The organism is Paenibacillus mobilis (assembly GCF_058267595.1).
Genome location: NZ_JBZCMS010000001.1, coordinates 409,877 through 421,761, shown reverse-complemented (window position 1 = coordinate 421,761; position 11,885 = coordinate 409,877). Strand labels below are relative to the sequence as shown.

The window sequence follows — 11,885 nt, the reverse complement described above, 5'->3', positions numbered from 1 at the left end:
AAAACAACCCGGCCTGAAAGCCTGCGGTTGTCTTCTGCCCTATTTACGGTGAGGGCGCGTCCTGAGCAGCGAGCGATCACCCAGTCGCCGTCAATGAAGGATTTGAACGCCCCCCGCGGCTGGAATTTCCCCAAGCTCACCATCCAGCCGGACGGCTTCTCCTTTCGGCAATTCCAGCCGGACCTGCTTCTCCCGGTACCGAATCTCTAACGAGCCGTCTGCAATCAAAGAACGGATAGAGACGCTATGAAGTTCTCCCCCCTGCCACTCGAGGCCGACCTCGTATCCGCCTTTCGCCCTTAAACCGCTGATCCGGCCCTCTTGCCAATCCTGCGGCAGCGCCGGCAGCAGTTCGATTTCGCCTGGACGGCTGTGAAGCAGCATTTCAGCGATAGCTGCGGTTCCGCCATAATTCCCGTCTATTACAAAAATATTCGTTTCCGCCCCTGCAATTCCTGCTTTTGAAAACGTTAACAGGTTATCCAGGCACAGTTCGCCGATCAGGTGAGAGATGTGCTTCAAAGCCCGGCTTCCGTCCTGCAGCCTCGCGAAATAAACCGCAAACAAAGCCGCCGTAAACTCTACGTCCTCCAGATCGCTTTGTCCCATCCGTTTCTCGAGCGTAACCCTGGCCGCCTCCGCAAATTCCGGCGTACGCCGGGCATCAACCTGGTTGCTTGGATACAAGGCAAACATATGGGCCAAATGCCGGTGCTCCGGCTGGGCTTCCTCATAATCCTCGAGCCATTCCTGGAGTTGGCCCTGTTTGCCGACCTGGAGAGGAGGCAGCTTGGAGAGCGCCGCTGTCCACTGCTCCTGCAGCGTTTCATCCTTGCCTAAATGGCGGGCGGACCGCAGGCAAAACTCCAGCAAATCCCTCACCAGCACCATGTCCATCGTCGGCCCCATGGAAAGCTGCTGCCCGCCTTCCTCCGGTGTGGCGGGATAAAAGCTGTTCTCCGGCGAATTCGACGGCCCCGTAACGAGCCAGCCATACTTCGGATGTTCGGTCATATAATCGAAGAAAAAAGCCGCCGCCTCCTTCAACACCGGATATGCCTGATCTTCCAGGAACCGTTTGTCCAGCGTGTAATCATAATGCTCCATAAGATGCGTAGCGATCCACAATCCGCCCGTTACGTTCAGTCCCCAGCCGGTCTCCCAGCCGGGCACCGTGAATCCCCAGGCATTGGAGAAGACATGGGCCACCCAGCCGTCCGCGCCGTATAAATCCCGGGCCGTCGACCGCCCGGCTTTGGACAGGTCCTCCACATAATTCATAAGCGGCACATGGCTTTCGCCGAGATTCGCGATCTCCGTAGGATAATAATTCATTTGGGTGTTAATGTCGAGATGGTAATCGCAGCTCCAGGCCATCCGGTTAGCTTCCCCATCGTTCCAGATGCCCTGCAGGTTCAGCGGCAGGGGGGAATCCTCCCTGGCTCCGGCAATCGTCAAATAACGCCCGTATTGAAAAAATAACGCAACAAGCGCCGGGTCTTCCAGCTCCCCGTTTTTGAAACGCCTGATTCTTTGATCCAGCGGCAGCCAGGCGGCGGCTGTTTCTCCCAAATCCAGCTTCACGCGTTCAAAAAGAGGGGCGTAATCGGCCGCATGCTCCTGCTTTAGTCGCTCGTATCCTTTGGCTGCCGCCCTTTCGATTTGTTCCAAGCTTCGGGTCTTACAGGCTTGATCCTTCTGCTTATAATCCGTATTCACCGCAAAATACAGGATCGCCTCGTCCGCGCCGCTGACCTCAAGGGTTCCGCCCGATTGGCGCACCGACCCTCCGGTAACTGTCACCTTCACGGCCCCTTCGCTCCGCACCCCGCAGCTTCCATCGCTATGTACGGATTCAACAGCCCTCCCACGAAAAACAAGCAAACCGGCGTCCTCGGCATCCTGCCTGGCACATTCAGACCGGAACTCATCGGTACGGCCTTCGAGCCTCAACGAAAAATGAACGCCTCCAGGCGACGCGCTCCGCACCCTTCCGATGACCAGTCCCTCCGCGTGCGTCGCAAAAAGCTCCCTCGTCAGCGACGGCGAAGCTGCGGCTTCCCCTTCAAGACCTCGCACTTCCGTCCGGATGATTGCCTCGTCAAGATCCAGCTCCCGGTAGATCGACGGCTCCCCGCCGCTTCCCCCCCGCTGCCCATCCGAACCGGACGCTCGGAACTCGATAACAACGTCGCACAAGCTCAGATTCGTCCCAAAGTTTTGTTTGGCGGGCTGCAGGTAACGTTTCGCCAGCCGGTCGCCGCCGGCAAAATCCCCGGCAAAAAAACGGCTTCTCATCTCATCCAAGGCGGCTTTCCCGCCGGCGGCCCCCCGGATATATTCCGGCTGTCCGGACCAATAGGTCACTTCCGTCATGCACCAGATTTCCTTTAGAGCCTCCGCAATCACTACCGCTCCGATTCTTCCGTTGCCGGCCGGCAGTCCCTGTCCCCAGCCGCTAGCCGGCGTATCGTACCAAAGTTTGTTTGTAGACATCGGATATCCCTCTTTCTGCCCATAGTAAGGTTTATGGATCAACCGCGCTCCGCCAGCCAACCCGCTTGCTCCTTCAGCCTAAAAAGAAAGCGGATTCAATGGTGAATGGAGTTGCCGAATGATCCGCTTAATTTTTCTTCCTCTTTCCGTTTCATCCGCAAATATCGTATCATTGGAAGCAGATCATGTCTTTGCTGGATCATTCATTGATTTGACGAATTATCCGGTAATTTGGATTTATTCAAATATGATGGGAGGCGCAGAGAAACATGAAACGTTTAGCCGAAATCCGGCCGTATGTTGGGGATTCGATGAAATATATTTACGACGGCAGCAGCAATGAAAAACTCAGGATATGCGGCGTATACGCCTTTCATTTATTTACGGAGGGTCCGGGCGAAATGGAGATCGACGGAATCCTTTATCCGATTGAACGGGGCACGCTCATCTTTCTCCGTCCGGGCCAGCCGCATGCTTTTCACATTTCCCCCGAACGTCCCTTAGCCTCTTATAATCTGTATTGCGACTTGTGGGAACGTCCCGCAAAGGCTCCCTATAGCCGGACCATTATTTATGCGCCCCTGCCTTTCCTTTTGGAAGATAAAGCGGCGGAAGAGGAATGTGGAGAGCTTGCGATTCTGCCGCAGGTTTATTCGCTTCGCGCCTACCCGCATCTGTATGACGGCTTCCTTCAGGTGGCGCGGGCTTTCGATGAGCTGGAATTGTACCGGCAGGAGGCGGTAAACAGCTATTTTTACGGGTGGCTTTTGTCCTGGTTTAACGTCCTGCAAACCCGGCAGCCGAGCGATTACCGGATTGTCCGGTTTCTGGAGCAGCTGCAGGCTCACCCGGAGCGCCGGGATTCGATCGCTGAGTGGTCCAGAAGCTGCGGCTTAAAGCGTACCTACTTCCATGAACTTTTTCTCCGGGAAACCGGGCTGACGCCAAAGGTTTACCAGCATAACCTGCTCATGAAGAAGGCGGCCAACCTGCTGCTTGAAAGCGAAATGAGCGTGACCCTGATTGCGGAAAAGCTGGGATACGGCTCGATCCACCCTTTCTCCAGACACTTCAGTTCCTTCTACGGCCTGACCCCTACCCAATTTCGAAAAAATCCGCAGCCCCGGCCATAAAAAAAAGACCCTCTTCATTTGAGAATCTTGATTGACCGAAATGCAGCACTCTGGCCGCTCAATTACCGGTCTTATTAGCGTGTTTTAGACTTTTCCATTGCTTTTATTTACCTTTGATCGTCGACCGTGGCGCTGCTGTTGTTAGCCTCCAGTTCCGTAACCGGATCATAGGGCGCTCCAATTGGCGTCCCGACGAGCAAGGCGATATCCGACGCGTTTTCCGGAATGCCCCAGGAATTGCCCGAGAAAACGAATATAGCTCTATCTACAACGAAACCTCGGGTGTTATACACGACATTGTTTATGATATTGCCTGCGGAGTTAGGGTTCAAATAAGCTGGTTGTCTCAAGCTGTAAAAAATGTTTTCCTTCACAAGCAGGTTGGTTACATTGCCTTGGGTCAAAAATCCCCGGTTAACTACCCAGCCTGTTGAAGGTCCGGCTTGTGGCGGACCAAAAATCGTATTATTGGACAATACGTGATTAGCCCCAGCTAACTGAATGAACTCAACAGCATAAGGAAGATTGCTGGTAATCGTTAATCCGTCAATCGTAATGCCGCTGCCCGTCACAAGGAAAGGAATCACCGCTGCCTGCAGGATCACCTGGGTGTTTGGATAACCCTGCAGAGTGACTCCTGCTTTGTTGATGGTGATTTGTGCCGTCAGCGGGTAGCTTCCTCCCAAAATATGCACCTTCCCCGTTGGCGCCACAGCGGTTACGCCCTGCTGAATCGTTCCGAAAGGACTTGCTTGACTTCCGTTTCCGCCCATAGCGCCAGCTTGCACATAGACATTAAATGGATTGGGTTCAACGGCACCCGTCGGGCCGGTAGCTCCCGTAGGACCGATATCCCCGGTGGCTCCCGTTGCTCCCGTCGGGCCGGTTGGACCTGTCGGCCCTGTAGGTCCAGTATCTCCGGTCGCCCCTCCTCCCGGACCGGGAGCTCCTGTTGGCCCCGTCGAGCCCGTTGCTCCGGTTGATCCTGTTGCTCCGGTTGCTCCCGTAACTCCAGTTGGTCCCATCGCTCCCCTAACCCCGGTAGGTCCCGTTGCTCCCGTAACCCCAGTTGGTCCCGTTGCCCCTGTTGCGCCGGTAGGTCCCGTTGCCCCTGTTGCGCCGGTAGGTCCGGTTGGTCCCGTTGCTCCACCGGATCCAGCCCCGGCTAATTCAGAGGTCACCAGCCGATGCACGCTTACCAGCTGATTGTTGGCGTTTTTCCCCCACATGGAAATTTCAACTTCTTCCGGAGAGGTTCCAGTGATGTTAAAATCAAATTCAAAAGCATCTACGTCGGCAGGATAAGTTCGGACAATCGCCTGATTTGCCTGAATCGGAAAATATTCCAGAACATATGCGGTTCTTATTGCACCCAGTATATAACCGGTTACTCCTGCCGTAGCCGAGTTAGTCTGACTCCGGTTTGTAAAACGCAGCGCAACCTGCTGGGTTGGTCTTAATCCGGTTGAAGCGTCAATCGCGTTATCTATGGGGCCAGAACTGTAAAATGTCAATGTTTCTACTCCTTTCGCCTAATTTCTATACATGACCGCAACGCTGGAGCTATAATTCCTTTATTGTTGCCCTTTAGCATCGAGCTAAATATTCCCCCCATCTCCCTTTTACTTTTTAGTAATTAATATATTCAAAAAACGCGCAAAGAGATTGGATGATTGAAGAGTGCAGCCGCCTATTTTCAGGGGTTAACAAAAAAAACATAGCCATAGGCCGTCTGGGACACAGTCTCTATACGGGCAATGACACGGCACAATCTCCTTTTTCCTATACCGCGCCATTTATGCCTATCCCTCCCCTTCTTTCTGCTCCGCCTCGCTGGAAATACCAAGTACCGATTCAAAATATATTTTATTATGCAGCATTCTTTCGTCGGCAGGCCTGTACTTAAGAGCTTGCTCGTTATGACTGTAAGCCAGCCGGTGTTCTCCCAGATGGTCATAACATACACAAAGCTGCAGGTGAGGAAGCCAGGTTGAGTAGACCATGTGGGTAAGCCCCAGGTGTTCTGGAGGCGGTTTTAGTTGAATTGCGAGTTCATACCAAAATACGGCGGAGCGGTAATCTCTTTCATTCAGAAAATAATAACCGAGTCTGCAGCAGGTTTCGGACCGCGGGCTGCTGTATTGAAACGTGCGAAGCGCCGACTCAAGCGCCATCTGCTTTTGACCCAAATGAGTGTAACCGTCCGCAAGCTTCCCGCAGGCCGCAATATTGTCTTCCACCCAACCAAGTCCGGTAGCCAAAAAGCGGTTATAATACGAAATGGCTTTCTCGTATTTCCCATGATCAAGAAGCTCATTGGCAAAATAATATAAATCCCTAGGAGAAAAATCTTCCCCTGTCCGTTCCCGCTTTTCGTAAATGTTCAGGTTCCGGTCTCGGTCATGATGAAGACTGCCGTGCGTGACGGATACTTCACTGTTAAGAATATGTCCCCAGACCTCCAAATACTCGTGTACGGGACCGATCCATTTAAAACCTTTGGATCTTTTGACCAAGCGGTTGCGGCGCAAGCTTGAAATAACGTTCCCGAATTCATCGAAGGCAAGATCGTATTTCATCGTCACGGAATCCACGGAAGGGTCCAGCGTTTTTTTTAGCTGGGCAAATTTCACGCGGTCGGGCTCCTTTAATACATCATCCGCATCCAGCCATAAAATGTAAGGTTTTGTCGCTTTACTAAACGCATAATTCCGTGCTGCAGCAAAGTCCTGGATCCATTCAAAATCGTAAATCCGATCCGTGAACCGGCTTGCGATTTCTTTGGTCAGATCGGTAGAACCGGTATCCACGATATTAATTTCCTCTACCAAATCTTGCACGGAGGTTAGGCACCGGCCGATGGTGTCCTCTTCATTTTTAACAAGCATGCATAAACTGATTTGGATCACACTTTATCACCTCACCTTACTTATATTCCAGGAAAAGATATCCCGTGTGCCCGTTATAGAATCCCCTCTGTACTGTAATAATCCATTTTCCTGGCCCCTCAGTTCCTTCTATGGCCTGATGACCCCGACCTAATAGAGTCGTGATTCGCGGATATAAAAAAAGAGCCCATCCTCTTCGGATGAGCTCATGCGCGCTGGTTTAAAATTTATTCGCTTTTCTTAAGCCCCATGGCCAGCATAAGCTTGTCATCGAGTTCGGTATTTTCAAACATGCCGGAGAACAAAACGGAGTTTTTGCCCATAGCCGTTACAGGAATGTCAACCGCCGTGTGGCCGGACGTTGTCCAGTCCACCATAAATTGCTGGTCGGAGCCTGCAATGCTGAACGGCCCGTCTTCTTTGGAAATGCCGTCGCCGGATTCGTCTTCCGTATCTTCCACCGGTTCGATCGAGAAGCCGCCGGTTTCATGGTCGGCCAATACAAGCACAAGCGTATCCGGATTTTGTTTGGCAAAATCTTTAGCGACCTGAACGGCTTTGTCCAGCTCCTGACCCGCTTTGATTGTCAGCTTGGCATTGTTCGAGTGGGCCATTTCATCCGTAGCCTCCTCTTCCACCATCAGGAAAAAGCCTTTATCGTTTTTGGACAGGGTGCTGATGGCCTTTTGAGTCATGTCAGCCAAAGGCACCACCGGATTGTAAAGATCGCCTTGGCCTTCTTCTCTTTGCTGGAACATTTCTTCGTTCGCAAACAAGCCAAGCAGCTTGCTGCCCGTAGCCTGGTCAAGCTCGGCTTTGCTGCTGACATACGTGTAGCCCAGCTCTTTGGCTTTATCCACGAGGTTGCCCTGCGTTCCTTTGCTCTTCTCGGACGGATCTTCCGCAGGTTCATCCGGGAAAACGCCTGCGCTGCCTGCCGGATACCAGAAGTCTTCTCCGCCGCCCAAGATCACGTCCAGCTTGCTGTCATTCAAATATTGCAGCGCGATATCGCTTTGCTTGCCGCGGTCTTCCACATGGGAACCAAATGCGGCGCCCGTTGCATCCGTTACCTGGCTGGTCGTCACGACGCCGGTGGAAAGTCCGGAATCTTTCGCGTATTCCATAATCGTTTTGACGGGTTTCTTGTTTTCATCCACGCCGACTGCCCCGTTGTAGGTTTTAACACCGCTCGCATAAGCGGTTGCCGAAGCTGCGGAATCCGTAACCGGAACCGTCGAGGAAGTGTGAATCAAACCCGCGTAAGGCATGTCGTCCATGGCCAGCTTGCCTGTAAGGCCTACCGTAGCCAACCGGATGGCATTGCGCTGGGCTGTGCCCATGCCGTCCCCTACAAATAGAATTACGTTTTTGGTTTGTGGGGTATCCGCCAGGACGTTGTCCGATGCTTTAGGAACAACAAAACCGGTAATGGCCAGTACGGCTGCTGCCGTTACGGCCGCAGTTTTTGTGAGGCGTTTTTTTTGGCTCAATTTCATTGTAGTACCCTCCTAATTGGTTTTATTATCCAAAAAGTAGAATACCTTTAGTAGATTAATAGAATATATCCTCTATGTAAAATAGTGTTAAACCGACAAAAATAAACCGAATCCGAGATGGATTCGGTTTATCCTTTTGATCTCTTTTTGTTCTCAAAGGCGATCTTCCGGTTCCATAATCAACGATGCTGCGTGTATGGATTAGCCCGGCTGATCTCCCGGAGCTCTTTCAAAATTTCGGCATCAAGCGGCTCGATGGCCGCCGCGCCGAGATTTTCATCCAGTTGGGCCAGCGAGCTTGCTCCGGCGATTGCCGAAGCCACGGCCGGCGCAGCCAGACTGTAACGAATGGCGAGCTGGCTTAACGTGCCTTTCCCTGCCGCCAGCTCGGCAAGCCGGCGTCTGATCTCCAGCAATTCAGGCTCGCTGTAGTCCAAATAACCTTTGGCGGCCTTAGCCTGTCCGCTTTCAGCCAAGATGCCGCTGGCCACCGGCCCGCGGGCAATCACGCTGATGCCCCGCTCCTGCAGCAGAGGCAGGACTTCTTCTTCGGCCCGCCGGTCCAATAGGCTGTATTGATTCATAACGCTGACGATAGAGGAACGCGACGCATATTCCCGGATAACGTTCGGCCGAATCGACGAGATGCCGTACTCGCGGATCACGCCTTCTTTCTTGAGCTGTTCGAAGGCCTCGATCGTTTCCTCAATCGGGTCTTCGAGCGTTCCGCCATGAAGCTGGTACAAATCGATATAATCGGTTTGCAGCCTGCGAAGGCTTTCCTTCACTGCGGATAAAATGTAAGCTTTGGAAGCATCCCATACCCAGCCATCCTGGCCGGGAACGCGGCGGTTGCCGACCTTGGTCGCCAGAATAACCTCCTGTCGGCGGCCTTTGACGGCCTTGCCGACAATTTCTTCGTTTCGGCCGCTGTCATATAAGTCCGCCGTATCCAGCAAATTGATGCCGCGATCTATCGCTTCATGGATCAGTCTTACGCCCGGCTGCTCCTCCGTCCCGATGGACATGCAGCCAAACCCGATTTCGGAGACGAATAAATCCGAGTTTCCGAGCTGATTTTTCCTCATAAATCCTACCTGCCTTCCGCTTCAAAATAAGGATGAGCATTACAACGTGTGATTGGTGGGAGGAGGCTCCTTATCCGGCGTTTTCCTGCCGTTCTGCTTGACCAGCCAAACTTCCTGGCTAATGAAGATAAGCAGCATCAGCAGGCAAAACGCCGCATACAAGCCCGTTGCCAAACCTATGTTTACCTCAGGCATAAGCACCGCCGCTCCCAGAACCCCGATAAGGCCGATATAGGACAACATGCCCCATACCGAGGACCAGCAGTATTTTCTGAAGCTTAACGAAGAAATGGACGCCATTAAACAGATTAAGTTATTCGGCATGATAGGCAGCGTGCGCAGCAGGATGATCGTCCAAATCCCGTAGCGCTCCGTGTACTTCTGCCATTTTTCATACCGTTTCATTTTTTTTAGCCACTTGCGCTGTATCCAGTCCGATAAAAGTTTCTCGCAAACTACATAGACCAGTATCGTGCCTAACGTACCCATTACCCAGCTGACAAGCAGACCTTCTGCAAGACCAATGGCCGAAATGTTGAGCATAATCAGGGCAGCAAACGGATAGAGGCCGACAAAGGACTGAATGAGGGCTAGAGGAATCGTAACCAGCAGAATAGAGTAACCATCCAGCTGCATGGTTTGAATTAACCAGTCAATAAATTCCTCGGGGTAATTCTCCATAAATATCCCGCTCCACAACCTAAACAATGAATTTTGGTACTGATTCATCATAACCCAAAAACGTCATTTTTGATATTACTTACCCATTCGGCGAAAAATAAAAAGCCGATCCTGAAACGATCGGCTTTGGTTCAAATCCGGTATACCTTTATTCCGTAGGATGTTTCTGCCCTTTCCACATAAGGACCTTTAGCCAGGCAGGAGAAGGATAAATGGCTTCCCCGCAGACAGAGCAGCTTGTCCCCTGGCTCGAGTCCCCATAACTTCAACGTCGGAAGCGGAATGGTCAGACTGTTGTCTTCCTTAAGCGCTACCCAACAAAATAAACGTTCCTTAAACTTGGTAATGCTCCCCTCTTTAATGGAAAAGTTCTGCAGCTCAGGAAGGCTGGCAAATACCGCAGCCAGCGGTGAGTTGGGGATAAGTTCCTTGCACATGACATTGAATCCGCTGGATGTGTTTCTGCCGGACATAAGAATGACAGGGCCCGGAAGAATACCGTATTCCTCCAGCGCCTGCTCCGGCAAATGCAGGGAGCCGTCTAAGCCGATCAGGCTCCAAGCGTATACAAACTTGCCGCCTTTGGCAGTCATTGACATGATATCGCCTCCCGGGAGTTTAGAGAAACTTGCTTGCCTCCATCATCCCTTATCAAAAGAAGGTCCCGATATGACATCTGTCACTTCTGACAAATCCACCATTCAATCGACAAATTCTTCAACTTTCTCAGCCAGAAAAATCCGGTAGATCCGCACGACCGTCACCTTCACGATCATATACAGCGGTATAGCGAGCAGCATGCCCAGAATGCCGGCGATTTCGCCGGCAATGAGGATCAGCACCACCGTTGTTAACGGATGAATATTAATGGTTTTCCCATATACGTAAGGGGCGATCAAATTGCCTTCAATCTGCTGGGCTACAAATACGACTACAACGACCCAGAGCACCATGCTCGGGGATTCGGTAAAAGCGACGATGACGCACGGAATGGCGCCAAGCAAGGGACCGAAATAAGGAATGAAATTAAAAATCGCGCAGATGATCGCCAGCAGCAGCGGATAAGGCAGCCCGATGATCACGTAGCCGATAAAGCTCAGTACGCCGAGCAAAAAGGAGCTGATAATCCGTCCCGCAATAAACCCGCTTAACGCGTTATCAATCTCTTCCGTTACATAATTGGCATCCTTGCGGTATTTCGAAGGAATCATGCGTACGACGGCTGCCGACATTTTCCCATCTTCCTTCAGCATGTAATACAGGACAATCGGCACCGTGCCCACGACGATAAAAAATCCGCTCAGGAACGAAATAAAATGCGACAAATAACCGCTGATGGTTTGCAGCAGCTCGTTGGTATACTCCGTTATTTTACTGGTGAATTGTTCATTGTCGCTGTCAAACATCGAAAAATATTTGCTTTTCTGGATCTCGTTCAACTGTACCGTCAGCCCGCTGATCAGGTTCGGCACGTTGTTGATGAACTGCTGGATCTGATTGCGCAGCGGAGGCCAAACAACAAGGAAAAAGATCGTCAGCAGGAGCCCGATCGCCAAATAAATGACAAGCACGGAGACCACCCGGTTCACCTTGCGTTTGTCCAGCAAATGCACGATCGGACGGAGCAAATAATATAAGAATACGGATACGCTGACCGGCACGATCAGAATGGAAACCAGCGTGACGACCGGATTAAAAACAAAACTGATCTTGTGGAGCAGATAGATGATCGTAAGCACCATGATGATGCCAAGCGAGCTCTTGAAAAAAGTGTTCTGCGGCATGCTTATCCCCCTAGTCCTCCGAACAAGGCCCGGGCAACGCGGCAGGCTACAGCTCCGGATTAGAATCCAAAGCAGCGTCAAGCAGGTTGTCGAAAGCCTCGTCGCTTTCTTCTATAAACGCATCTACCGCAAGAAGCTTCTCTTCTTCTCCCGGCTCCGCATGAAAATGAAGGCTGTAATCCCACTCCTTGCCCTTTTTGCTGTAAAAGGTTATCTCGTAGGGCTGGCTGTGTCCTTCAACTTCAAATACCGTTTTACCCAGGAAGGCCCCTTCCGAATCCTTGCTCATTTCCGCGTTTTTAATCATTATGTTCAT

Annotated in this window: 10 protein-coding genes; 1 reads left to right on the top strand and 9 read right to left on the bottom strand. The window is 51.8% G+C overall.

The features are described 5' to 3' along the window. Positions 1-90 precede the first annotated feature (90 nt). Positions 91-2,496: a glycoside hydrolase family 95 protein gene (locus AC3ZPD_RS02045; RefSeq protein ID WP_490982593.1), complete on the bottom strand. Its 2,406-nt coding sequence runs from the start codon at positions 2,494-2,496 to the stop codon at positions 91-93. 269 nt (positions 2,497-2,765) lie between these two features. On the opposite strand from AC3ZPD_RS02045, the gene AC3ZPD_RS02040 reads away from it, so the two are divergent. Beyond that, on the top strand, positions 2,766-3,629 hold the full coding sequence (locus tag AC3ZPD_RS02040) for a helix-turn-helix domain-containing protein (protein WP_490982592.1): 864 nt from the start codon (positions 2,766-2,768) through the stop codon (positions 3,627-3,629). 107 nt (positions 3,630-3,736) lie between these two features. On the opposite strand, the gene AC3ZPD_RS02035 is transcribed toward AC3ZPD_RS02040, so the two are convergent. From AC3ZPD_RS02035 to AC3ZPD_RS02000, 8 genes are all read right to left on the bottom strand, one after another. Further along, a complete protein-coding gene (locus tag AC3ZPD_RS02035) occupies positions 3,737-5,143 on the bottom strand; it encodes a collagen-like triple helix repeat-containing protein (protein ID WP_490982591.1) in 1,407 nt (468 codons plus the stop codon). Positions 5,144-5,431: 288 nt separating this feature from the next. After that, positions 5,432-6,538, bottom strand: a complete 1,107-nt coding sequence (locus tag AC3ZPD_RS02030; RefSeq protein WP_490982590.1) for a glycosyltransferase — start codon at positions 6,536-6,538, stop codon at positions 5,432-5,434. A gap of 206 nt (positions 6,539-6,744) precedes the next feature. Then, complete coding sequence (locus AC3ZPD_RS02025; RefSeq protein ID WP_490982589.1) at positions 6,745-8,016, bottom strand: alkaline phosphatase; 1,272 nt, start codon at positions 8,014-8,016, stop codon at positions 6,745-6,747. A gap of 179 nt (positions 8,017-8,195) precedes the next feature. After that, positions 8,196-9,104 (bottom strand): aldo/keto reductase, encoded by a 909-nt coding sequence (locus AC3ZPD_RS02020; RefSeq protein ID WP_490982588.1) that lies wholly within the window; start codon positions 9,102-9,104, stop codon positions 8,196-8,198. 39 nt (positions 9,105-9,143) lie between these two features. Further along, positions 9,144-9,785 (bottom strand): TVP38/TMEM64 family protein, encoded by a 642-nt coding sequence (locus AC3ZPD_RS02015; protein WP_490982587.1) that lies wholly within the window; start codon positions 9,783-9,785, stop codon positions 9,144-9,146. Positions 9,786-9,916: 131 nt separating this feature from the next. Then, the gene (locus tag AC3ZPD_RS02010) at positions 9,917-10,384 is read right to left on the bottom strand and encodes a hypothetical protein (RefSeq protein ID WP_490982586.1); all 468 of its coding nucleotides are present in this window, start codon (positions 10,382-10,384) and stop codon (positions 9,917-9,919) included. A 102-nt stretch (positions 10,385-10,486) separates the two neighbouring features. Next, positions 10,487-11,569, bottom strand: coding sequence for an AI-2E family transporter (locus AC3ZPD_RS02005; RefSeq protein ID WP_490982585.1), 1,083 nt, complete (start codon positions 11,567-11,569; stop codon positions 10,487-10,489). Positions 11,570-11,615: 46 nt separating this feature from the next. Next, a complete protein-coding gene (locus tag AC3ZPD_RS02000; RefSeq protein ID WP_490982584.1) occupies positions 11,616-11,885 on the bottom strand; it encodes a hypothetical protein in 270 nt (89 codons plus the stop codon).

Bases quoted from the DNA above. Each gene is read 5' to 3' on its own strand.
- AC3ZPD_RS02045 (WP_490982593.1), bottom strand. From the start codon at position 2,496: ATGTCTACAAACAAACTTTGGTACGATACGCCGGCTAGCGGCTGGGGA.
- AC3ZPD_RS02025 (WP_490982589.1), bottom strand. From the start codon at position 8,016: ATGAAATTGAGCCAAAAAAAACGCCTCACAAAAACTGCGGCCGTAACG.
- AC3ZPD_RS02000 (WP_490982584.1), bottom strand. From the start codon at position 11,885: ATGAACATAATGATTAAAAACGCGGAAATGAGCAAGGATTCGGAAGGG.
- AC3ZPD_RS02005 (WP_490982585.1), bottom strand. From the start codon at position 11,569: ATGCCGCAGAACACTTTTTTCAAGAGCTCGCTTGGCATCATCATGGTG.
- AC3ZPD_RS02020 (WP_490982588.1), bottom strand. From the start codon at position 9,104: ATGAGGAAAAATCAGCTCGGAAACTCGGATTTATTCGTCTCCGAAATC.
- AC3ZPD_RS02015 (WP_490982587.1), bottom strand. From the start codon at position 9,785: ATGGAGAATTACCCCGAGGAATTTATTGACTGGTTAATTCAAACCATG.
- AC3ZPD_RS02010 (WP_490982586.1), bottom strand. From the start codon at position 10,384: ATGTCAATGACTGCCAAAGGCGGCAAGTTTGTATACGCTTGGAGCCTG.
- AC3ZPD_RS02040 (WP_490982592.1), top strand. From the start codon at position 2,766: ATGAAACGTTTAGCCGAAATCCGGCCGTATGTTGGGGATTCGATGAAA.